At 73.4% G+C, this 21337-nt stretch carries 20 protein-coding genes; 10 read left to right on the top strand and 10 right to left on the bottom strand.

The features are described 5' to 3' along the window. Positions 1–78: 78 nt before the first annotated feature. Both OCU29_RS10550 and OCU29_RS10545 read right to left on the bottom strand, forming a co-directional pair. Positions 79–294, bottom strand: a complete 216-nt coding sequence (locus OCU29_RS10550) for a DUF2945 domain-containing protein (RefSeq protein WP_261819882.1) — start codon at positions 292–294, stop codon at positions 79–81. After that, positions 294–746 carry an SRPBCC family protein gene (locus OCU29_RS10545; RefSeq protein ID WP_179614678.1) on the bottom strand — a complete coding sequence of 151 codons (453 nt, stop codon included), beginning with the start codon at positions 744–746 and terminating at the stop codon, positions 294–296. Before OCU29_RS10545 ends, OCU29_RS10550 begins: the two co-directional genes overlap by 1 nt. A gap of 266 nt (positions 747–1012) precedes the next feature. Here OCU29_RS10545 and pdhA point away from each other — a divergent pair, with 266 nt between their 5' ends. From pdhA to OCU29_RS10510, 7 genes are all read left to right on the top strand, one after another. Next, positions 1013–2143, top strand: a complete 1131-nt coding sequence (pdhA, locus tag OCU29_RS10540; protein WP_219633666.1) for a pyruvate dehydrogenase (acetyl-transferring) E1 component subunit alpha — start codon at positions 1013–1015, stop codon at positions 2141–2143. After that, the gene (locus tag OCU29_RS10535) at positions 2143–3126 is read left to right on the top strand and encodes an alpha-ketoacid dehydrogenase subunit beta (protein ID WP_179614676.1); all 984 of its coding nucleotides are present in this window, start codon (positions 2143–2145) and stop codon (positions 3124–3126) included. The genes pdhA and OCU29_RS10535 overlap by 1 nt, the downstream gene beginning before the upstream one ends. Positions 3127–3148: 22 nt before the next feature. After that, positions 3149–4594 carry a dihydrolipoamide acetyltransferase family protein gene (locus tag OCU29_RS10530; RefSeq protein ID WP_261819881.1) on the top strand — a complete coding sequence of 482 codons (1446 nt, stop codon included), beginning with the start codon at positions 3149–3151 and terminating at the stop codon, positions 4592–4594. Positions 4595–4820: 226 nt separating this feature from the next. Then, the gene (locus OCU29_RS10525; protein WP_261819880.1) at positions 4821–5435 is read left to right on the top strand and encodes an alternate-type signal peptide domain-containing protein; all 615 of its coding nucleotides are present in this window, start codon (positions 4821–4823) and stop codon (positions 5433–5435) included. An 11-nt stretch (positions 5436–5446) separates the two neighbouring features. Next, positions 5447–5998 carry a signal peptidase I gene (locus OCU29_RS10520; RefSeq protein WP_261819879.1) on the top strand — a complete coding sequence of 184 codons (552 nt, stop codon included), beginning with the start codon at positions 5447–5449 and terminating at the stop codon, positions 5996–5998. Continuing rightward, the gene (locus tag OCU29_RS10515) at positions 5995–6609 is read left to right on the top strand and encodes a TasA family protein (RefSeq protein ID WP_261819878.1); all 615 of its coding nucleotides are present in this window, start codon (positions 5995–5997) and stop codon (positions 6607–6609) included. Before OCU29_RS10520 ends, OCU29_RS10515 begins: the two co-directional genes overlap by 4 nt. Beyond that, complete coding sequence (locus OCU29_RS10510) at positions 6606–7040, top strand: hypothetical protein (protein ID WP_261819877.1); 435 nt, start codon at positions 6606–6608, stop codon at positions 7038–7040. Before OCU29_RS10515 ends, OCU29_RS10510 begins: the two co-directional genes overlap by 4 nt. A 1-nt stretch (position 7041) precedes the next feature. On the opposite strand, the gene OCU29_RS10505 is transcribed toward OCU29_RS10510, so the two are convergent. Further along, on the bottom strand, positions 7042–7845 hold the full coding sequence (locus tag OCU29_RS10505; RefSeq protein WP_261819876.1) for an SDR family oxidoreductase: 804 nt from the start codon (positions 7843–7845) through the stop codon (positions 7042–7044). Positions 7846–7934: 89 nt separating this feature from the next. Here OCU29_RS10505 and OCU29_RS10500 point away from each other — a divergent pair, with 89 nt between their 5' ends. After that, positions 7935–9248: an endonuclease/exonuclease/phosphatase family protein gene (locus OCU29_RS10500; protein WP_261819875.1), complete on the top strand. Its 1314-nt coding sequence runs from the start codon at positions 7935–7937 to the stop codon at positions 9246–9248. A 49-nt stretch (positions 9249–9297) separates the two neighbouring features. Here the strand turns inward: OCU29_RS10500 and OCU29_RS10495 are convergent, their stop codons facing one another. The 4 genes from OCU29_RS10495 to OCU29_RS10480 form a co-directional block, all read right to left on the bottom strand. Further along, entirely contained in the window at positions 9298–10437 is a 1140-nt protein-coding gene (locus OCU29_RS10495) for a S8 family serine peptidase (protein WP_261819874.1), read from the bottom strand. A 97-nt stretch (positions 10438–10534) separates the two neighbouring features. Further along, positions 10535–11377 (bottom strand): ABC transporter permease, encoded by an 843-nt coding sequence (locus tag OCU29_RS10490; protein ID WP_261819873.1) that lies wholly within the window; start codon positions 11375–11377, stop codon positions 10535–10537. Next, the gene (locus tag OCU29_RS10485) at positions 11374–14103 is read right to left on the bottom strand and encodes an alpha/beta fold hydrolase (protein ID WP_261819872.1); all 2730 of its coding nucleotides are present in this window, start codon (positions 14101–14103) and stop codon (positions 11374–11376) included. Before OCU29_RS10485 ends, OCU29_RS10490 begins: the two co-directional genes overlap by 4 nt. 219 nt (positions 14104–14322) lie before the next feature. Then, positions 14323–15795, bottom strand: a complete 1473-nt coding sequence (locus OCU29_RS10480; protein WP_261819871.1) for an acetyl-CoA carboxylase carboxyltransferase subunit alpha/beta — start codon at positions 15793–15795, stop codon at positions 14323–14325. 66 nt (positions 15796–15861) lie between these two features. On the opposite strand from OCU29_RS10480, the gene OCU29_RS10475 reads away from it, so the two are divergent. Then, complete coding sequence (locus OCU29_RS10475; protein WP_261819870.1) at positions 15862–16605, top strand: PH domain-containing protein; 744 nt, start codon at positions 15862–15864, stop codon at positions 16603–16605. Here OCU29_RS10475 and OCU29_RS10470 read toward each other — a convergent pair. The 3 genes from OCU29_RS10470 to OCU29_RS10460 all read right to left on the bottom strand — a co-directional run bounded on the left by OCU29_RS10470 (position 16589) and on the right by OCU29_RS10460 (position 19695). Next, a complete protein-coding gene (locus tag OCU29_RS10470) occupies positions 16589–17572 on the bottom strand; it encodes an epimerase (RefSeq protein ID WP_261819869.1) in 984 nt (327 codons plus the stop codon). The two genes, OCU29_RS10475 and OCU29_RS10470, sit on opposite strands and share 17 nt — an antisense overlap. A gap of 75 nt (positions 17573–17647) precedes the next feature. Continuing rightward, the gene (locus OCU29_RS10465; protein WP_261819868.1) at positions 17648–19120 is read right to left on the bottom strand and encodes a M1 family metallopeptidase; all 1473 of its coding nucleotides are present in this window, start codon (positions 19118–19120) and stop codon (positions 17648–17650) included. Next, positions 19117–19695: an RNA polymerase sigma factor gene (locus OCU29_RS10460; RefSeq protein ID WP_261819867.1), complete on the bottom strand. Its 579-nt coding sequence runs from the start codon at positions 19693–19695 to the stop codon at positions 19117–19119. The genes OCU29_RS10465 and OCU29_RS10460 overlap by 4 nt, the downstream gene beginning before the upstream one ends. Before the next feature lie 36 nt (positions 19696–19731). Between OCU29_RS10460 and OCU29_RS10455 the strand changes: the two genes are divergently transcribed. Beyond that, entirely contained in the window at positions 19732–21228 is a 1497-nt protein-coding gene (locus OCU29_RS10455) for a serine/threonine-protein kinase (protein WP_261819866.1), read from the top strand. The last annotated feature ends 109 nt before the right edge of the window (positions 21229–21337 follow it).

The following is a 21337-nucleotide window of genomic DNA, read 5'->3' as shown; positions in this document are numbered from 1 at the left end:
CAACCACCACCGGCCCCACTCAGCGATCGGCAAGGCGACACCCATCACCAGGTTGGACAACCTGGCTGGACATCACACCTAGTCGGCCCGCTCGACCTCGCTGCGCAGCTTGAGCACGACGGTGCCGTCCTCCTGCTCGATGACGTACGCCGGGTCGTCGTCGCTGCCGTGGCGGGTGATCTTCTCGCCCTTGGTGGTGCGCGAGACGTCGTCGTGGTGGACCTCGGTGACCTTGCCGGTCGCCGAGCCGTTGCCCCACGACCAGCGGACCTCGGTGCCCTGGCGGATCGACATCAGCGCACCCCCGCGTCGGCCTCGGCCGCGGCGGCCAGCTTGGGCAGCGTCGCCTCGATCGCGGCCTGGGTGCGCTTGGCGAACAGGGCGCGGAAGACCGCACGCACCGGCGCCGGGTAGCGGGTGATGTCCCAGGTCTCGGTGACCCGGGTGGCGCCCTCGCCGGCCGGCTCGAGCTCGTAGCGCCACCGGTGCAGACCCTTGTGGCGCCAGGCGATCAGCCGGTCCTCGTCGTACTCGACAACGGTGTTCTTGATCTTGTAGGGCGCGCCCTGCTTCATCGACATGCCGAACTCCGAGCCGAGCGTGAGCCGCTCGGGCCCCGAGACGGTGCCCTGCACGGTGCCGGAGCCGTCGATCCGCGGGTGCTGGCGCGGGTCGGCCAGGATCGCGAAGACGGCGGCCGGAGGGGCCTGCACGGTCAGGGAGCTGTGCACCGGTGTGGAGGACATGCCCCGACGGTAGCGGCTGGGCGGGCCCCGCGAGGGTGGGTGATTGGCGAGCCCCACGACACGCCGGGTAGGTTGAGCGCACTCGTGTGGTCCGGGTCACAGACCCCTGGCACGATGGCGCACCACCCCGCGCCGAGCCAGGCCCGGACCACGTGCGGCCAGCGGAGACCCCGTCCGGCCCGTGACTCGAAGGAGTGTGCCCCGTGCCCGATCCCGCCACCGAACGCGGCCAGAACCGCGACGGATTCGGCCCCGACCTCGCCGAGGTGTTCGGCCCCTCGCAGAACGACGGCGGCCCCGAGCTCGTGCAGCTGCTGACGCCCGAGGGCGAGCGGGTGCACCACCCCGAGTTCGACATGGACTTCAGCGCCGACCAGCTGCGCGGCTTCTACCGCGACATGGTGCTCACCCGGCGCATCGACACCGAGGCCACGGCCCTGCAGCGCCACGGCGAGCTCGGCATCTGGGCCCAGCTGCTGGGCCAGGAGGCCGCGCAGATCGGTGCCGGCCGCGCGCTGCGGCCCCAGGACTACGTCTTCCCGACCTACCGCGAGCACGGCGTCGCCTACTGCAAGGGCATCGACCCGCTCAAGCTGCTGGGCCTCTTCCGCGGCGTCGACCACGGCAACTGGGACCCGGCCGAGTTCAACTTCGGCCTCTACACGATCGTCATCGGCGCCCAGACCCTGCACGCCACCGGCTACGCCATGGGCATGCAGCGCGACGGCGTCGTCGGCACCGGCGACCCCGAGCGCGACGCGGCCGTCGTCGCGCACTTCGGTGACGGCGCCTCCAGCCAGGGCGACGTCAACGAGGCCTTCATCTTCGCCGCCTCCTACAACGCCCCGGTCGTGTTCTTCTGCCAGAACAACCAGTGGGCGATCTCCGAGCCGATCGAGCGCCAGACCCGCATCCCGCTCTACCAGCGGGCGCTGGGCTTCGGCTTCCCGGGCGTGCGCGTCGACGGCAACGACGTGATGGCGACGTACGCCGTGACGCAGGCGGCGCTGCAGCGCGCCCGCGACGGCCAGGGCCCCACCTTCGTCGAGGCCTACACCTACCGGATGGGTGCGCACACGACCACCGACGACCCGACCCGCTACCGCCTCAGCGACGACGTCGAGAGCTGGAAGCTCAAGGACCCGATCGCGCGCGTCGAGGCCTACCTGCGCCGCAACGGCCTCATCGACACCGACTTCATCGACGACCTCAAGAAGGAGGCCGACGAGCTCGGCGCCCACCTGCGCGAGGGCTGCAAGTCGATGCCCGACCCGACGGCGATGCAGATGTTCGACCACGTCTACGCCGACATGCCCGAGGAGCTGGTCACCCAGCGCGACGGGTTCGCCGCCTACCTCGAGACGTTCGAGGACGCCACGCACGGAGGAGGACGCTGATGTCCGGGCAGAAGATCACCCTGGCCAAGGGCCTCAACATGGGCCTGCGCAAGGCCATGGAGGACGACCCCAAGGTCCTGGTCATGGGCGAGGACGTCGGCAAGCTCGGCGGCGTCTTCCGCATCACCGACGGCCTGCAGAAGGACTTCGGCGAGGACCGTGTCATCGACTCGCCGCTGGCCGAGTCGGGCATCGTGGGCACCGCGGTCGGCATGGCGCTGCGCGGCTACCGCCCCGTCGTGGAGATCCAGTTCGACGGGTTCGTCTACCCGGCCTACGACCAGATCGTGTGCCAGGTGGCGAAGATGCACTACCGCTCCAAGGGCCGCTCGCCGATGCCGATGGTCATCCGCATCCCCTTCGGCGGCGGGATCGGCGCCGTCGAGCACCATAGCGAGTCGCCCGAGGCGCAGTTCGCGCACACGCCCGGCCTGAAGGTCGTGGCCTGCTCCAACCCGGTCGACGGCTACTGGATGATCCAGCAGGCCATCGCCTCCGACGACCCGGTCATCTTCCTCGAGCCCAAGCGGCAGTACCACGCCGAGAAGGCCGAGCTCGACGAGAGCGCCACCCCCGAGCCGCTCTTCACCTCGCGCGTCGTGCGCCGCGGCGAGGACGTCACCGTGCTGGCCTACGGGCCCACCGTGAAGACGGCCATGTCGGCCGCCGAGGCCGCCGCCACCGAGGGCCGATCGCTCGAGGTCATCGACCTGCGCACCCTCTCCCCGCTGGACATGGGCCCGGTCTACGAGTCGGTGCGCCGCACCGGCCGCGCCGTGATCACCCACGAGGCGCACGTGAACCTCGGCATCGGCGCCGAGGTGGCCGCCCGGGTCACCGAGGAGTGCTTCTACTCCCTGGAGTCGCCGGTGCTGCGCGTCGGCGGCTTCGACACGCCGTACCCCGCGTCGCGCATCGAGGAGGACTTCCTCCCCGACCTCGACCGGGTCCTCGACGCCGTCGACCGCACCCTGGCCTACTGAGAGCCTCGAAGGAGCCTGCTGCATGCCTGAGTACAAGCTGCCCGACGTCGGCGAAGGCCTCACCGAGGCCGAGATCGTGACCTGGAAGGTCAAGGTCGGCGACGTCATCGAGATCAACGACATCGTCGTCGAGATCGAGACCGCCAAGTCGCTGGTCGAGCTGCCCTCGCCGTACGCCGGCGAGGTCACCGCACTGCTCGTCCCCGAGGGCGAGATGATCCCGGTCGGCACCCCGATCATCCGCATCGGCGCCGAGGAGCCCGCGGCTGGCGGTGCCCCCGGGGCCAGCCCGGGCACGCCCGAGCCCGAGATGGAGATCGACCTGTCCAACCCCGCCGCCAGCGGTGGCGGGGAGGGCGAGAGCCTGGTCGGTCGCAACAAGGCCGACCGCGGCCCGGTCCGCCGGGTACGCCGCGCCGCCGGCGCTGTCGCGGCCAACCAGCAGGCGCAGGCCGCCTTCGAGCCGGGCGCCTCCCCGGTGGTGGAGGAGGAGACCGCCGACGAGCCCGTTCCCGCCACGTCGGTGGTCGCGCGCCCGGGGGTCGAGGAGGGCGCGCAGCAACCGTCTCGACACCCCCGCGCCCTCGCCAAGCCCCCCGTGCGCAAGATGGCCAAGGACCTCGGCGTCGACCTGACGACCCTGACCGGGTCGGGCCCCCAGGGCTCCATCACCCGTGACGACGTCCGGGCCGCCACCGCGCAGGCCGGGGAGGGTGCGCAGCAACCGCCTCGAGGCCCCGCCCCCAGCCCCCGCACCCCCGGCGAGCGCGAGACCCGCGAGCCCGTCAAGGGCGTGCGCAAGATGATGGCGCAGGCGATGAGCCAGTCGGCCTTCACCAGCCCGCACGTCACCGAGTGGGTCACCGTCGACGTCACCGCCACGATGCAGCTCGTCGAGCGGCTCAAGTCGCGGCGCGAGCTGCGCGACGTCCGGGTCAGCCCGCTGCTGGTCCTGGCGCGTGCGGTGGTGCTGGCGATGCGTCGTACGCCGGAGATCAACTCCTACTGGGACGAGGCGGCGCAGGAGGTCGTCTACAAGCACTACGTTAACCTCGGGATCGCCGCCGCGACCCCCCGCGGCCTCGTGGTGCCCAACGTGAAGGACGCCGACAGCCTCTCGCTCGTCGAGCTGGCGACCGCCCTGGGCGAGCTCACCGCGACCGCGCGCGAGGGCAAGACGCAGCCCGCCGACATGTCGGGCGGCACCTTCACGATCACCAACGTGGGCGTCTTCGGCGTCGACGCCGGCACCCCGATCATCAACCCGGGGGAGTCCGCGATCCTGTGCTTCGGCGCGATCAACAAGCGGCCCTGGGTCGACGAGGTCACCGGCGAGATCGTCGCGCGCGACGTCACCACGCTGGCGCTGTCCTTCGACCACCGCCACATCGACGGCGAGAAGGGTTCGCGCTTCCTCGCCGACGTCGCCGGCCTGCTCCAGGACCCCGCCTCCGCACTGCTCTTCTGAGCCTGCGCGCAGCACTCGACAAGGGAGGGTCTCCGGCACCAGGTGCCGGAGATCCTCCTTCGTCGTTGGCCCAAGTGCCACGACGGCATGACCCGTTGTGACTACCCGGCCCCGGCCCCTCCCGGCGGACAGCCATGGCCGGAGCGGCGGTGTGATCCGGGTCGCACTCGGTCAGGCTGTGCCGCGGAGGGGGGACGTGTGTCCCCGCTGAGGCTTGGGAGGGCCGATGAGGACATCGCTGAAGGCTGCGCTTGCGGGAGTTGCGGGTGCTGGTCTGCTGCTGGGGGGCGCCGGCTCGCTCGCGTTCTGGGACGACGAGGAGACCGTCGATGGCGGGACGATCGAGGCAGGCACGCTGAACTTACTCGACGCTGAATGCACTGGGTGGACGACTGGGGCTGCTGCTGACACGCCCTTCGACGTCGGCTACCTCATCGTGCCCGGGGATTCGTTCGAGCGAAGCTGTGACTTCACGCTGCGGGTCGAGGGCGACGTCACTGCTTCGCTCAGTGTTAACGACCAGGCGGTGGACGGCGGTGTGCTGGGCAGCGAGCTTGACGTCAAGACTGAGTACGCAGTCTTCGATGGGTTGACGGACTTGGAACAGACCATTACCGAGGCCACCGACTGGCCCTTTACTGAGGCTGATTCGGGTAAGACCCTTCGCGCCACTATCACCGTGGAGCTGCCCTGGGATGGGAACCCGGACGTTGCAAACGACCAGGTGAACAACGCCTCAAACTCTTTGCAGGGCGACCAGAGTGGTGACCCGCTGGCAGACAACAAGGCCCTGACGGCAGTCCTGGATGAGTTGACGGTGACCGTCACGCAGACCTCCTGATAGGAGCTGACATGCGCACTCGGTGGTGCGCGGTGCTCAGCATCTGCTCCTGGCTCCTGCTGGGCCTCGCGGTGGCGGTGGTCGGAGCCGCGGTACTCGTACCGCGGCTGACCGGCTCCACCCCGATGACGGTGCTCACGGGGTCGATGGCGCCCACCTACCCGCCGGGCGCCCTGGTCGTGGTGCGACCCGTGCCGGCCGAGGACATCGGGATCGGCACGCCGATCACCTACCAGCTGCGTTCGGGCGAGCCGACCGTCGTGACCCACCGCGTGATCGGGGTGGGTTACGACGGTGAGGGTGAGCGCGTCTTCACCACCCAGGGTGACGCCAACGAGGCGCCGGACCGCGAGCAGGTGCGAGCGGTGCAGGTGCGGGGCGAGGTCTGGTATGCCGTCCCGTGGATCGGCCGTCTCAACCTGCTCTTCACCCGCGACCAGCACGACCTGATCACGCGTGTGGTCGCCGGCGGGTGCTTCGTCTACGCAGCCGGCCTGATGGTCCGCAGCTGGCGTCGTCGCCCGGAGCCGGCTCCCGCCTCGGCGCACCGAGCAGCCTCATGAGCGGCGCGCACCGGGCGGAGAAGGTGCCGCGGCGGGGTCGACCCCTGTCGGGGCTGCTGGTGGCGGCCGCGGTCCTGCTGGGGGCGACCGGTGGGCTCGGCACCTTCGCCTACTGGAACGACGTCGAGACGGTGAGTGGGGGGACCGTCACCGCCGGCTCCCTCGACCTGACCGTGAATGGTGTGCAAGGGCCCTACGTCTGGAACGTCCTGCAGATGAATGACATGGCACCCGGGGAGAGCGTCGCTGCAAGCCTCGTCATTGAGAACGCGGGCTCGACCCCCTTCACCGTCACAGTGACCGGGGCTGCGGCAACGACAGGAGCAGTCTCGGTGCTGCCATACGTGACAGCGACGGTCCGGGTGGGAGGAACCGCATCCTCGGATGATGATTACCCGCGCACCGAGACCTGCAGTGGTGGCACCCTGGCATTCGAGTCAAAGCTGACCACTGCATCTCAGCCGTTGGCGACGACGACAGTGATCCCGCGGAGCCCTGGCAGCTCGACGTTGTGTGTGAGCCTGTCGCTGGCGGGGGCGGCTCCGATGGACGTCCAACGGTCGACCTTCACGCCTTCGTTCGAGCTCACGGCCACTCAGGTGCGGCCATGAGCCGCTTGACACGAGGTGTGCTGGCATCGATGGCGGGAGCCACGCTGATGCTGGTCCCGTCCACGAGCACCACGCGTGCCGAGTGGGTGGACAAGGCGGCTGTGGTCGGCACAGCCTCGAACGCGACCGCGGTGACGCTCGACCTCGACTGTACCCCGGGCCTTGGCGGGGCTCGGATCTCCTGGCCACGTGTGACCTCTCCGACGCCATTGGTCTACACAGCGACCCGGCACGACGGGACTGGTGTCCTCACGCCGAGCATCGGCTCCGACGGGCTCGGCCAGGTAGTCCTGACGAGTCTCTTCGACGGGGTGAGCGTCTCGAGGACGTACAACGTCGACGTCACTGCTTCGTTGCCCGGGACGAGCTGGAAGGTGACCAAGCGAAAGACAGTCACGGTCGTCGTGATCGGCCTGCTGGTGTCCTGTTGATTCAGACGCCTGAGCGATCCACGTCCCACCCCACCGGCACCTCCGGGTGCAGCATCGCGTCGGTGCCCCCGTCGACGTACAGCACGGACCCGACGACCAGCGAGGCCGCGTCGGAGAGCAGGAACGCGATGGCGGCGGCGACCTCGTCGGGCTGCCCGGGCCGGCCGATGGCGGTCGGGTAGGAGTCGGCGAAGGCGCCGAGCTCGGGGTCGGCCCGGAGCTGGTCGGTCATGGGGGTGGCGATGAGGCCGGGGGCGACGGCGTTGACGCGGATGCCGGCGCCGACCCAGTCGGCGGCGACGCCCTCGCGCCGCGCCCACCACGCGAGCGCGGCCTTGGTCGCGGGGTAGACCTGCACCGCCTCGGTCGCCGCGGCGGCCGCGCACGCGGCCCCCTCGTCGTCGGCCAGGCACAGCTCGGCCACGTCACCGGCCCAGCCGGGCTGGCAGGTGATCGAGTTCGAGGCCAGCAGCACCACCGCCGCCGAGCCCGCCGCGGCCATGGCCGGTCGCAGCCCGCGCACCAGGCCCAGTGCCCCGAAGTAGTTCACCGACACCACCAGCGCCGGGTCGACGCCGGTCAGCCCGGCCACCCCCGCGCACGGCACCACCCCGTGCACCACGTCGGTCAGCGCCATCACCCCGGCTACCGCTTCGGCCCGCCCCGCCGCGGTCGACAGGTCGGCGCTCACCTCGGCGTCCCGCAGGTCGACCCCGACCACCCGGTCACCCCGGTCCCGCAGCAGGGCGGCCGTGGCGGCCCCGATCCCGGAGGCGGACCCGGAGACGACGTACGTGCGCTGCATCGCAGAACTGTAACAAGTTCTAGCCTGGCTTCGAGGGGGGTGGCCGGGCCTACAGTGGTCGTGCTTGGTCATCTACTCGGGAGGTCCTCGTGAGAACTCGTTCGATCCGTCATGCGCGCGCGAGCGCCGTCGGCCTGGTGGTCGCCGCGCTGCTGGTGCCGCTGCACGCCTCGGTGGCGCAGCCCCCGCCTGAGCGGGGCGGTCCGCCGGAGAACCTGCGCATCGCCACCTTCAACGTCTCCATGTTCCGGACCACCGAGGGCGAGCTCGCCGCCGACCTCGCCGATGCCGACGACGAGGCGCAGGACGCCGAGGTCCGCAACGTGGCCGAGATCGTGCAGCGCCAGCGCCCCGAGGTGCTGCTGCTCAACGAGTTCGACCACGACGCCGGCGGTCTCGCGCTGCGGCGCTTCCAGGACAACTTCCTGGCCGTGGGCCAGGGTGGCGCCGACCCGATCGACTACCCCTACGCGATGGTGTTCGCCTCGAACACCGGCGTGGCGAGCGGCTTCGACCTCAACAACAACGGCGAGGTCGGGCAGTCGGGCCGTGCCTACGGCGACGACTCCTTCGGCTACGGCGAGTTCCCGGGCCAGTACGCCTTCGCGCTCCTCTCCCAGCACCCGATCGACACCGACGCGGTGCGGACCTTCCAGGAGTTCCGGTGGGCGGACATGCCGGGTGCGCTGTTGCCCGACGATCCCGAGACCCCCGAGCCGGCCGACTGGTACTCGCCGGAGGAGCTCGAGGTCTTCCGGCTCTCGAGCAAGAACCACGTCGACGTCCCCGTCGAAGTCGGCGGCCGTACGGTCCACGTGCTGGCCAGCCACCCGACGCCCCCCGGCTTCGACGGGCCTGAGGACCGCAACGGCACCCGCAACCACGACGAGATCCGCTTCTGGGCCGACTACGTCTCGCCCGGTCGCTCGGACTACATCTACGACGACGACGGTGAGCGCGGCGGGCTGCACCCCGGCTCGGCGTTCGTCGTGATGGGCGACCTGAACGCCGATCCCGCCGACGGCAGCGGCGTGGCCGGGGCCGCGGCACAGGTCGTGGAGCACCCCCTGGTCCGCGACCCCGCCCCCGCCAGCGACGGCGCCGCCGAGGCGACCGACCTGCAGGGCGGCGCCAACCGGACCCATGCCGGCGACCCCGCCCTGGACACCGCCGACTTCAGCGACGGCCCGGGCTCCGCCGGCAACCTGCGCGTCGACTACGTGCTGCCGTCGCGGCCCCTGCGTGTGCGGGACGCGGGTGTCTGTTGGCCGGTCCAGGAGGATCCGCTCTTCCGGCTGACCGGCGTCTACGACCCGTCGTACACCAACGGCTTCCCGAGCTCGGACCACCGGATGGTGTGGGTCGACCTCGCGGTCCCGCCGGGCGGGCCGCACTCCCGGTGACGCCGGTCCGGGCGCGCGCCCGGGCCGGCGCCAGCCGTCGGCGCTCGCCTCAGCCCTTCGTCCGCCCCTTGCCCTTCCCCTTGCCGTTGCCCTGGGTGGGCGCGGGGTCGACGGTCGTCGTCGCGGCACCGGGCTGCTGCACGGCGGCGGCGGCATCGACGATGCCCCAGCCGTAGACCGGCGAGTACAGCCCGGTGACGTCGGTCAGCGGCTGGCGTGCGGTGTCGAGCAGGGCCGCCTCGATGTTCTCGCGGGTGCGTCCCTGGGCCGCGAGCAGCGCGGCGACCCCCGCGACGTGCGGCGTGGCCATCGAGGTCCCGGCGTAGTAGTCGTAGTCGGACTCGCCGCAGGCCGCGCTGCCGGTGCCCAGGGGCACCGTCGAGACGATGTCGTCCTCGCAGGACGTCAGGCCGGCGCCGCCGGGGGCGGTCACCGCCTTGAGATCGAGCTTGTTGGGCAGCTCGGAGAACCAGCTCTTGACCTCGTTGCGGTCCGTGGAGGCCACGCAGATCGCGCCGGGCTCGAAGGCCGGCGTGTTGCACAGGGGGGTGGCCGTGTTGCCGGCGGCCGCCACGACGGTGACCTCGCGCTCGTTGGCGTAGGCGATGGCGTCGGTGACGTCGGACTCGATGCCGGTCAGGGTGAGCGCCTGCAGCCCGGGCAGGCCGCCGAGGCTCAGGTTGACGACGTCCGCGCCGTTGTCGGCCGACCAGCGGATGCCGGCGGCGATCTCGGCGAAGGAGCCGCTGCCGTCCTCGAGCACCTTGACGGGCAGGATCTTGGCGTCCGGCGCCGTGCCGGCCACGCCGACGCCGTTGCCGGTCACGGCCGCGACGATCCCGGCCACGTGGGTGCCGTGCTCGTCGGCGTTGTTCTCGCCGTCGGGGCCGCGGAAGTCGCCGTTGCCGCAGGGCGCCGCGCCTTCGCAGCCGGTGAAGGTCGCACCCTGGAGCAGGTTGGCCCTCAGATCGGGGTGCGAGAAGTCGACCCCGGTGTCGACGACGGCCACCACCGCGCCGGCACCCGTCGAGGTGGGCCAGGCCGCTTCGGCCCGGACCTGGTCGAGACCCCACTGCTGGCCCCGCAGGGGGTCGTCGGTGGCGGCGTGGGCAGGGGTGGTGGTGCTGGCCACCATCGCCGCGGCGGCGAACAGCGAACCGGCGGTACCGGCCTTCCGAGACAGGCGCATCGTCGTCCTTCCGTCCGTGGCCCAGGCGGTCTGGACCACTCCCGGTCAACGACCCGGCCCGGACGGGGCTACGCCCGCCCGCCGACGACCACCCGGCTCAGCTCAGCACGTCCTTGCGCCGGAACATCCAGAACGCCAGCCCCACGAAGACCAGCGTGTAGAGCACCGACCACAGCGTGCCCTGCACCAGGTCGTCCCAGACCACCTCGGGCCGCAGCAGCGCGAACCACGCCCCGGCGTCGTGCATCGGCAGCGCGTTGCGCAGCGACCCCAGGTTGTCGATCTGGTCGAGGATCGCGGCCACGATCGTCACCATCACCGCCCCGCCGACGGCGGCCAGCGGCGCGTCGGTGCGCACCCCGAGCGCGAAGGCGATCGCACCGACCGGCATCAGCACGACGACCAGGTACGCCGCGATGAGCGCCAGGCGCGGCCCGAACGTCGCCCAGTCGAGCGTGCCGCCGCTGGGGTTGCTGAAGCCGGCCGGGCCGTAGAAGACCAGCCCCACCAGCAGCGACCAGCCGATCAGCGCCAGCACCGCCACCGCGGTGCTGAGCAGCCCGATGACCAGCTTGCTCAGCAGCAGCCGGGAGCGGGGCACCGGCGCCAGCAGCAGGTAGCGCAGCGTCGACCACGACGCCTCCGAGGGCAGCGAGTCGCCGACGAAGAGCGCCGCCAGCACGATCAGCAGGAACGACGAGGACACCGCGGTGGTGAAGACGGTGAAGTTGGCCGCGCCGCCGGTGGCCAGGTCGACGAGGCTGCCCTCGCTGGGGTCGCCGTCGCCGAGCGCGAAGGCCGCCACGATCACCAGCGGCAGCGCGAGCAGCAGCACGAACGACCACGTCGTACGCCGCCGCGACAGCTGGCGGCGCAGCTCGGCGCGCAGCGACAGCGGCCGCCCGGGCAGCGTCTCGAGGGATGCGGTGGAGGAGCTCATCGCGAACGCACCTGCCTGAGGTCGGGGTCGGAGCCGGAGGCCGCGGCGATCACGCCGAGGAAGACCTCCTCGAGGTGCCGCCGGCTGCTGACGCCGACCACGTCGGCGCCGCTCGCGGCGGCCGCGCGCACCACCTCGGCGCGCGGGAGGTGCGCGACGACCACGACGTGGGGCTCGTCGACGTCGTCGACCACGTCGACCTCGCTGACGCCCTCGAGGTCGCGCAGCCGCTCGGCCAGCGACGACGGGTCGCTGCCCGGCGCGAGCGTCACCACCGTGGTGTCGGTGGAGTCGACCAGCTCGGCCACGGTGCCGGTCACCACGACCCGGCCCGCGTGCATCACCACGACGTGCGAGCAGGTCAGCTCGACCTCGGCCAGCAGGTGGCTGGAGACCACCACGGTCCGGCCCGCGGCGGCGTACCGGGCCAGCACCGGGCGCAGGCCCGCGATCTGCGGCGGGTCGAGCCCGTTCGTCGGCTCGTCGAGCACCAGCACCTCGGGCAGCCCGAGCATCGCCTGGGCGATGCCGAGCCGCTGGCGCATGCCGTGGCTGTAGGTGCGCACCGGCCGCTCGATCGCGCCACCGAGCGCCGCGATCTCGAGGACCTCCTCGTAGCCGGCCTCGGCCGGGTCGCGACCGGTGGCGGCCCAGTAGGCCTCGAGGTTCGCGCGCCCGCTGAGGTGCGGCAGGAAGCCCGGCCCCTCGATCAGGGCCCCGACCCGGGCCAGCACCGGCGTGCCCGGCCCGACCTGGCGCCCCAGCACGTGCACCCGCCCGGCGTCGGGCGCGATCAGGCCCATCACCATCCGCAGCGTCGTGGTCTTGCCGGCGCCGTTGGGGCCCAGCAGGCCCACGACCTGGCCGCGCTCGGCGCGCCAGGACACGTCGTCGACCGCGCGGTGGCCGTCGGCGTAGGTCTTGACCAGCCCGTCGACGACCAGCGGCACGTCAGCTAGCTCGGGGTCGACGGGTCCGTGGCTGCGGCGCCGGCCCACCAGCGCCGCGCCCAGCAGCCCAAGCAGCACCACGCCGATGGCCACGAGCAGCCCCACGACCTCGTCGTCGAGGCCCTCGCCGCCCTCGGTGGCCAGCACCGTCGCGCCCTCGACCGAGGGCAGCTGCAGGTCGCTGACCCGCACGACGTCGGCGCGGGCGGCCCGCGGGGCGGCGTACGTCTGGTCGGTCGAGGTCACCAGCACCCGGAGCCGGGAGCCGGCCGGCACCTGCCAGGTGCCGCCGGGCAGGTCGACCTCGACGCTGGTCTCCTCGCCGGGTGTCGTCGCGACCGTGACCGGCGCGACCAGGCGGCGCGTCAGCTCGGGCACCCCGTTGCTGACCTGCCACAGGCTCAGGAAGAGGGTGCTGCTGCGCCCGGTCGAGGTCACATCGAGGCGCACCCGGGGCGTGCCCACGACCGTGCGGGCCTCGTCGAGCTCGGCGGTGTCGAAGGCGGCCGACTGGCCCGGCAGCGCGGCGAGCGGGTAGGTCGACAGCACGTCGCTGAACTCGTCGACCACGTCACCGGTCGACGGCACGGCGGTCAGCGACTGCGGCTCACCGCCCGGCGGGTTGGCCAGCGGCTGCTCCTCGCCGCTCAGCGCGAGCGTCTCGTACGACGTCGCGTCGGTCTCGTCGCTGCTCTGCACCGTGGCGGTGTCCTGGCCGCGGGTGCGCGGCAGCGCCCAGCTGAGCTCGGGCAGCGGCAGGTCGTCGGCTCCCTCGGCTGCCTCGGCCCCGGCGCCGCGCAGGTAGTGGTCGAGCCACGGCTCGATCGTCGCGGTGTCAGCCTCGAGCGACCCGCCGAGGTCGTCGTGGCCGCCGTCGCTCCAGCGCACCGCGACCGGCGTGCCCTGCTTCTCGAGCGCGCGGGCGGTGGCCTCGGCCTGGTCGAGGCCGAAGAGCGTGTCGGCCATGCCCTGCACCAGGTAGGTCGGCGCGTCGAGGTCGTCGAGCAGCGGCGCGGGGCTGTGCGCGGCCAGCAGCTCGAGCAGCTCCTCGCTGGGCTCGCCGCTGTCGGCCGCCTCCAGGAGGGGCGCGCAGACCTCGGCGGCGAACCGGCCGCAGAGCGGGTCGCCGCCCTGCCCCTGTGCGGTGGAGGAGAGGAAGAACCGCGAGGCCCACAGCTGCTTGAAGGGCCCCGGCTCGTCGCTGCCGACCACCGACTGCGGGAAGAACGACTCGGCCAGGTCGTGCCAGGTGATGGCCGCGACCACGGTGTCGACGCGCGGGTCGGTGGCGGCGGTCATCAGCGACACCGCGCCGCCGTACGACGCCCCGACGAGGCCGACGCGGGGGTCGCCGTCGGCGTCGGTGACGACGTCGTCGCGCTCGGCCAGCAGGTCGACCAGCGCGCGGGCGTCGGCGATCTCGTAGTCGGGGTCGGCCAGGTGGATGCGCCCGCCGGAGGCGCCGAAGCCGCGCGCGGTGTAGGTCAGCACCAGGTAGCCGTCGCCGGCGAGGTCCTCGGCCTGGTCGACCAGGTCGGCCTTGCTGCCGCCGAAGCCGTGGGTCAGCAGCACCGCCGGGTGCGGCCCCTCCCCGTCGGGCACGAAGACGGACGTGTCGAGCTCGACCTCGGCGCCCCCGGGCTCGGGCCCCACCGCGACCATCGCCTCGGCGACCTCGCCCCCGGCCCCCGCCGCCGTCGCCGGGGCGAGCAGGGCCGCGGGCGCGACGAGGGCGAGGGCCAGGGCGCCCATGAGGGCGGCGGAGCGGGCGCGCATGCGCCCCAGTCAACAGGGTGCCCCGTCACCCCGTCCGTCGGTCGAGCAGTGACGAGCGCCAGCGAGGACCGCGCCGACCCGGTGTCGTTGGTCGAGCAGTGACGAGCGCCAGCGAGGAGCGTCGCCGAGACCCGGTGAGGGTCGCGCTCGCCGTACGCCGGCCGGTCACCGGGTTTCGAGACGGTTCCTGCGCAACCTCCTCAACCAACGTCCGCGTGGTCACTCGTAGCGGCGCACCCGCTCCGCGGGGCTGCCGGCGCCTCGGGTCAGCAGCCCGGCCAGCTCGTGGGCGAGCACCGCGCCGACCCGGTGGCAGAAGTCCTCGGGCTCCTCGGCGGCGTCGGGGCGCTCGCCCACGACCCGGTCGACGACGCCGGCGGCGTGCAGGTCGAGCGCGCGGACCCGCTGCTGACGGGCCATCTCGGGGGCGTGGTCGAGGTCGCGGTGCACGATCGCGCTGGCGCCCTCGGGCGGCAGCGGCGAGAGCCAGGCGTGCTGGGCGGCCACCACCCGGTCGGCCGGCAGCAGCGCCAGCGCCCCGCCGCCGTTGCCCTCACCCAGCATCAGGCTCAGCGTGGGCGCGTCGAGGGTGACCAGGTCGCCCAGGCAGCGGGCGATCTCGCCGGCCAGCCCGCCGTTCTCGGCGTTCACGCTCAGCGCCGCGCCCTGGGTGTCGATGACGGTGAGCAGCGGCAGCCGCAGCTCGGAGGCCAGCCGCATCCCGCGCCGCGCCTCGCGTAGCGCCTCCGGGCCGAGGGGGTGGGTCTTGGTCTGTCCACGGCGGTCCTGGCCGAGGAACACGCACGGCACGTCGCCGAAGCGCACCAGCGCGATCAGCAGCCCCGGGTCGGCCTCGCCCTGGCCGGTGCCGTTGAGCGGCACCACGTCGGCGGCGGCGTACCTCAGCAGCCGCCGTACGCCGGGCCGCTCGGGGTCGCGGGAGCGGGTGACGGCCTCCCAGGTGTCGACGTCGGGGATCTCGTCGTCGCCCGGGTCGGGCACCTGTGCCATCTGCTCGCGCGGGGGCAGCATGATCCGCAGGGCGCGGTGCAGGATGTCGGCGATGTCCTCGGGCGCCACGACGGCGTCGATGATGCCGCGGGCGTAGAGGTTCTCGGAGGTCTGCACGTCCTCGGGGAAGTCCTCGCCGTAGAGCGCCTGGTAGACCCGCGGCCCCAGGAACCCCACCAGCGCGCCCGGCTCCGCGACCGTCACGTGGCCCAGCGAGCCCCAGCTGGCCATCACGCCGCCGGTCGTGGGGTGGCGCAGGTAGACCAGGTAGGGCAGCCCCGAGGTCTTGTGCGCCATCACCGCCTGGGCGATGCGCACCATCTGCACGAAGGCCGGTGTGCCTTCCTGCATCCGGGTGCCGCCGCTGATCGGGGCCGCCAGCAGCGGCAGCCCCTCCGCGGTGGCGCGGGTGATCGTGGCGACCAGCCGGTCGGCGGTCGCGCGCCCGATCGAGCCGGCCAGGAAGCCGAACTCGCCCAGCACCACCGCCACCCGCCGCCCGCGCAGCAGCCCCTCGCCGGTCACCACCGCCTCGTCGGTGCCGGCCTTCTCGCGCGCCGCCGCGAGCTCGGCGGCGTACTGCTCGCTGATCTCGCCGTACGACGGCGCCTCGTCCCAGCTGCGCCACGACCCCTCGTCCAGCACGAGGTCGATGAGGTCGTGGGAGGTCAGCCTGGCCATGGCCGAAGACTAGGGGTGCGGCCACCCCGGTCCGACCCGAACTCCCGGGCTGGGACGATCCTCGTCGTGAGCGCTCACACCGTCGGGTCGGTACGCCGCCAGGTCCTGCGTCTGCCCGCCAGCCCGCGGTCCCTGCCACCGGTGCCGGTCGCCCGCGCGACCGGCACGCACCTGCTGATCGCGTTGGTCGTCACCCTGGCCGGCTTCGGCGTCGTGGTCTCGGCGACGGACGGCTGGGGCCTGGTGCTGGCGGCGGTGGCGGCGGCGCTCCTGCTCGGGGGGTGGCTGGTGGTCCTGCTGGGCACCGTGCTGCCCGCGACGGCGCGCCGCGGCCGGCTGGTGGTGCGCCGCCACCCCGACCGCCTGGAGCTGCCCGGCTCGCGGCTGCTCACCGGGTTGCTGGTCGCGCTGCTCGTCCTGAGCCTGCTGCTGCCGCTCACGCTGCTCGCCTCCTGGGCCGCCCGCGGGAGCCTGGAGGGCTCGACGGGCGCCACCGTCCTCGCGCTGGTGCTGCTGCCGCTCGGCCTCCCGCTGCTCGTGCAGGTGCTCCGCGGCCGGGTCCGGACCCCGGCGCTGGTGCTCGACGCCGGCGGCGTCACCTCGCGCGGCTGGCGGGGCGCGACGGCCGTGGCGTGGTCCGACCTCGCCGGGGTGCGCCTCGTCGCCGACCCCGGGCGGCGGCTGGTCCTGGGCGAGGAGGTGTCGGTGCCGGTCGCCTTCATGGGCTCCGACGCGACCCTGGTCGCCGACCTGCTCGAGGCCTGCCGCACCGACCCGACCCGATGGGCCGACGTCACGACAGGGCCCTGAGCACCTCCTGCTCCTCGGCCCGGGTCAGCCCGGTCACCACCGCGTCGGGGGTGGCCCGCAGCCACGCCAGCGTGTCGGCGGCGGTCTCACCGACCGGTCGCACCCGCAGCCCGGCGTCGCGCGAGGGTGTCCAGTCGTGGGCGAGGATGCCGTCGTACGCCGGGCGCGGCAGCCACAGCGGCAGCGAGCGCGGGCCCATCCACGGCGCCACCCCCGCGGCCGCGAGCGTCTCGTCGTCGGCCCACACCCAGCGCGGCGCGGCGCCGACCCCGGCGGCCACCTCGTCGAGCAGCCGGCCGATCGGCAGCGCGGGCCCGACCCCGTCGAGGACGCCGGTCAGGCCGCGCTCGGCGGCGTCGACGAGCCAGCGGGCCAGGTCGCGCACGTCGATCACCTGCACCAGGTCGTCGGGCGACCCACCGGCCAGCACCGGCTCCCCGTCGCCGGCTCCGTCGAGCCGCGCCGGCCAGTAGGTGAAGCGGCCGGTGGGGTCGCCGGGCCCCACGATCAGGCCGGGTCGCACGACCAGGGCCGCGGGGGCGCCGTCGAGCACCGCCTGCTCGCAGGCCACCTTCATCGGCCCGTACGCCTCCGGGTCCACGGCCAGGTCGGCGTCGTCGTGGCGGGGCTCGCGCAGCGGCAGGGTGCCGGGGCGTCCGCCGGGGGTGGAGTCGTCGGCGTAGACGTTGAGGGTCGAGACGAAGGTCCAGTGCGCCGCGGGCCAGGCGGCGACCGCGGCGCGGACCCACGACGGCGAGCGCGCCACCTCGACCACGGCGTCGTACGCCGTCGAGGTCAGCTCGTCGGGCAGCCCGGCGACCCGGTCGACGGGGACGTGGCGCACGCCCTCGGGCACCGAGCCGGACGCGCCGCGGCACGCGGCCGTGACGTCGTGGCCGCGCACGACCGCCTCCTGCGCCACCGCCCGCGAGAGGAAGACCGAGCCGCCCAGCACCAGGACCCGCATGCGGCCATCGCAGCGCATCGGGGTCGCCGACGCAACGGACTTGTCAGCCTTCTCCCGCAGGGCGCCACCGGGGCCTCAACCCCGCGCCGGCGTCGTCTCGCCCAGCAACCACGCGTCGAAGAACCCGCTGAGGTCGCGCCCGGCGCGCTCGGAGAACCACGCCGTGATCTCGTCGTACGACGACGTGGTGTTGGAGTGCTCGGCCGGCCAGGCCCGCACCAGCCCGAAGAACAGCTCGTCGCCGAGGTCGCGGCGCAGCTCGTGCCACATCAGCGCGGGGCCGTAGTAGACGTTGGACTCCCCGAAGGTCGCCGGGTCGTAGGCGGCGGGCGGGCCGGCGGCGGCGCGCTCCTCGTCCTCGAAGGAGGCCCAGTAGTCCATCAGCTGGTCGATCGTGTAGTCGTCCTGCGAGGCCCCCCACATGCCCTGCAGGTACATCGCCATGCCCTCGTTCATCCACATGTCGCGCCAGTCCGAGGGGCCCACCTCGTCGCCCCACCAGTGGTGCGCGAGCTCGTGCACGACCACCGCCGGCGAGGTCGTGTAGTCGGTCATCCCGAGCGTGATCATGGTCTGGGTCTCCATGCCGCTCTCGCTGTCGACGAGCAGGATGCCGAGGGTGTCGAAGGGGTAGGGCCCCAGGATCTCCTCGAGGAACGCCAGCCCCTCGGGGGTCGGGGCCAGGGCGCGGGCCAGGCGCTGGCGCTCGCGCGGCACCCAGTACTGGATCGGCACCCCGCTGGCCGACTCGTCCTCGGTCAGCACGTAGTCGCCCGTCGCGATCGTCATCAGGTACGACGCCGCGGGCTCGGCCAGGTGCCAGGTGGTGGTGCGCAGCCCGTCGGCCTCGGTGGTGTCGACGAGCTCGCCGTTGGCGACGCCGGTGAACGGCTCGGGCACGGTGACGCTGATGTCGTAGAGCGCCTTGTCGGAGGGGTGGTCGTTGACGGCGTACCAGGTGTAGGCGCCGTGCGGCTCCTGCATCGTCCACGTCGACCCGTCGGGCATGGTGGTCCAGCCGTTGGTGGCGAAGTCGCCGCGGGTGGTGGGCGCGGGGACCGGCAGCGGGGTGCCCTCGAAGTCGAGCGCGAGCTCGTAGCGGCCGTCGACGACGACGTCGGTGACCACGACGAGGTCCTTGCCCTCGTGGCGGAAGTCGACCTCCTCGCCGTCGACCCGCACCGCACCCACGCGCAGCTCGGGGCTCAGGTCGAGCTGCAGCTCGTCGTCGTCCTCGGTGGAGCGCAGCAGCAGGGTCTGGCGCCCGGTCAGCACCTCGGCGGCGGGGTCCCAGGCCAGGTCGAGGTCGTAGTGCAGCGCGTCGACGCCCGGGTCGCCGGTGCGCGGGTAGACGGAGTCCTCGACCGGCTCGCTGAGGGCCGCGTCGAGCGCCGGGTCGTCGGGGCCGTCGTACGCCGGCTGGGCGGCGACCGGGGCGACCTCGAGGGGCGCCTGGGCCCCGGCCGGCCGCTCGAGCAGCGGCTCCTCGGCGGCGCCGGAGCAGGCGGCGAGCGCCAGCAGGGGGAGCGCGAGCAGCGAGCGCCTCACTCGACGCCCCCGCGCAGCAGCTCGCGGGCCAGGCGGCGGCCGTGGTGGATCTGGGCCTTGATGGTGCCCAGCGGCGCCCCGACCAGCGCGGCGATCTCGTCGTAGGGCAGGCCGTAGACGTCGCGCAGCAGCAGCGGCTCGACGACCTGGGGGTGCTCGCGCTCGAGGGTCTCCATGGCCTCGAGCAGGTCCAGGCGGGTGCCGGCGATGACGCTGGTGGTGCGCGGGTCGGGCCGCTCCAGGCTGCCGCCGCCGGTCTCCTGCGGGTCGGCCGGGACGGCCTGGTTCTTCATCCGGCGGTAGGTGGTGCGGGCCGAGTTGACCGCCACGGCGTGCATCCAGGTGGTGAAGCGCCCGCGCCGGCCCCAGCCGCCGATCTTGCCGGCGATGTTGATCAGCGCCTCCTGGCAGGCGTCCTCGGCGTCGGCGGAGTGCGGCAGCACGCCCTGGCAGACCCGCAGCGCGCGCGGCCGGACGGCGGTCAGCAGCTCCTCGAGGGCGGGGCGGTCCCCGTCCTGCGCCCGTCGGGCCAGGTCGTCGATCTGGTCGGCGTCGTACGCCTCCGGTGCGCCCACTGGTCTCCCTTTACCTCGATGGCCCATCATGCCTGGGTGTCCACCGGTCAGCGCATCCCGCAGCGCCTGGGTCGCTACGCCGTGCGCCGGCGGATCGGCTCGGGCGGCTTCGCGACCGTGTGGCTGGCCTACGACGAGCACCTCGACTCGCCGGTCGCGGTGAAGGTGCTGGCCGACAACTGGACCGACGACGCCCAGGTGCGGCGCCGCTTCCTCGAGGAGGGACGCTACCTGCGCCGGGTCGAGTCGCCCCACGTCGTGGGCGTCTACGACGCCGGCGAGCTCGACGACGGCCGGCCCTACCTGGTGATGTCGTACGCCGACCAGGGCACCCTGGCCGACCGGCTCGAGATCGACGGGCTCACCCCGGCGCAGTCGCTGGAGATCGTGCGCCAGGTCGGGGCGGGCCTCACCGCGCTGCACGCCCGCGACATCCTGCACCGCGACGTCAAACCGGCCAACGTGCTGTTCCGCACCGTCGAGGGCGAGGTCCGCGCCATGCTCGGCGACCTGGGCCTGGGCAAGGCGCTCGACGTGTCGTCGCGGCTGACGATGGTCGCCGGCAGCCCCTCCTACGTCGCGCCCGAGCAGGCCCGCGCCGAGGCCCCCGACGCGCGCGCCGACCAGTACTCCCTGGGCGCGGTCGCCTACCTCCTGCTCGCCGGGCGACCGGCCTTCTCCCACGCCAGCCTGCGCGCCGCGGCCGACCCGCAGCCGCCCGCGCCGGTCGGCGGCGACCTGCCCGCCGCCGTCGACGACGTCGTACGCCGCGCGCTCGCGGTGGAGCGCGAGGAGCGCTGGCCCGACGTGGCGACGTTCGTGACCGAGCTGGGCGCGGCGCTCGAGCCGGTGGTGTCGGGGGCCGGCGAGCCGGCGACCGCGCCGTGGCTGCCGGTCGACCCCGAGCTGACCCAGCCCGGCAACCGGCCCTCGCTGCACACCCCGTCGGCCAGCCTCGGCGACCCCGAGCCCCCACGGCCCCCGCGGCGCCCGCGCCGCCGCCGGCTCGTGGCGCTGACCGCGGTGGCGGGCCTGCTGGCCGCGGCCGGGGGAGCGTGGGCCGGTGTGGCGATCGAGCAGGGCTCGCGCCCCGACCTGCGGGTGCTCAGCGACGAGGGCGGCACGCTCTCGGTCGAGGTGCCCGCCGACTGGGAGCGCAGCGTCGGCGGTGAGGGCTGGGCCGGGCCCGAGGGCGACGGGTCGTACGCCGCCCTCTCGGTCGGCACCGACGCCTCCTGGACCGACCCGGCCCGCGAGGCCGAGGGCGTCTTCCTGGGGCTGATGCCCGGCGGTGACCTGCCCGAGCTGGTGCCGACGCACCCGGAGTGCGAGGAGCAGCAGTCGCCGGTGGTCGAGGAGGGCGAGGTGCCGTCGGTGACGGTGCTGTCGACCGGCTGCGGCGGGGGCACGGGGGTCGTGGTCGAGCGGGTGCTCCAGGTCGCGGGCAACCGGCTGCTGTGGGTGCAGGTGCGCAGCCTCGACCGGCCCACCGCCAACCGGGTGCTCGACAGCGTCACGACCTCGGGGATCTGAACCCAGGACGGCGATGGCCTGAAATAACCAGGCGATTCTGACCGTTCGGCGGATGCGCAGCATTCCTTTACCTACCGTGGGAGCCGCTCACACGCTGCGGTGCACATCT

Origin of the sequence: Nocardioides sp. OK12 (genome assembly GCF_024341885.1) — a bacterium.
Taxonomy (GTDB): Bacteria; Actinomycetota; Actinomycetes; order Propionibacteriales; family Nocardioidaceae; genus Nocardioides; species Nocardioides marinisabuli.
The sequence above is the reverse complement of the archived record's forward strand: the minus strand, read 5'-3'. Positions and strand labels throughout refer to the sequence as shown.

Bases quoted from the DNA above. Each gene is read 5' to 3' on its own strand.
- OCU29_RS10550 (WP_261819882.1), bottom strand. From the start codon at position 294: ATGTCGATCCGCCAGGGCACCGAGGTCCGCTGGTCGTGGGGCAACGGC.
- OCU29_RS10545 (WP_179614678.1), bottom strand. From the start codon at position 746: ATGTCCTCCACACCGGTGCACAGCTCCCTGACCGTGCAGGCCCCTCCG.
- OCU29_RS10535 (WP_179614676.1), top strand. From the start codon at position 2,143: ATGTCCGGGCAGAAGATCACCCTGGCCAAGGGCCTCAACATGGGCCTG.
- OCU29_RS10530 (WP_261819881.1), top strand. From the start codon at position 3,149: ATGCCTGAGTACAAGCTGCCCGACGTCGGCGAAGGCCTCACCGAGGCC.
- OCU29_RS10525 (WP_261819880.1), top strand. From the start codon at position 4,821: ATGAGGACATCGCTGAAGGCTGCGCTTGCGGGAGTTGCGGGTGCTGGT.
- OCU29_RS10520 (WP_261819879.1), top strand. From the start codon at position 5,447: ATGCGCACTCGGTGGTGCGCGGTGCTCAGCATCTGCTCCTGGCTCCTG.
- OCU29_RS10515 (WP_261819878.1), top strand. From the start codon at position 5,995: ATGAGCGGCGCGCACCGGGCGGAGAAGGTGCCGCGGCGGGGTCGACCC.
- OCU29_RS10510 (WP_261819877.1), top strand. From the start codon at position 6,606: ATGAGCCGCTTGACACGAGGTGTGCTGGCATCGATGGCGGGAGCCACG.
- OCU29_RS10505 (WP_261819876.1), bottom strand. From the start codon at position 7,845: ATGCAGCGCACGTACGTCGTCTCCGGGTCCGCCTCCGGGATCGGGGCC.
- OCU29_RS10495 (WP_261819874.1), bottom strand. From the start codon at position 10,437: ATGCGCCTGTCTCGGAAGGCCGGTACCGCCGGTTCGCTGTTCGCCGCC.
- OCU29_RS10490 (WP_261819873.1), bottom strand. From the start codon at position 11,377: ATGAGCTCCTCCACCGCATCCCTCGAGACGCTGCCCGGGCGGCCGCTG.
- OCU29_RS10485 (WP_261819872.1), bottom strand. From the start codon at position 14,103: ATGCGCGCCCGCTCCGCCGCCCTCATGGGCGCCCTGGCCCTCGCCCTC.
- OCU29_RS10480 (WP_261819871.1), bottom strand. From the start codon at position 15,795: ATGGCCAGGCTGACCTCCCACGACCTCATCGACCTCGTGCTGGACGAG.
- OCU29_RS10470 (WP_261819869.1), bottom strand. From the start codon at position 17,572: ATGCGGGTCCTGGTGCTGGGCGGCTCGGTCTTCCTCTCGCGGGCGGTG.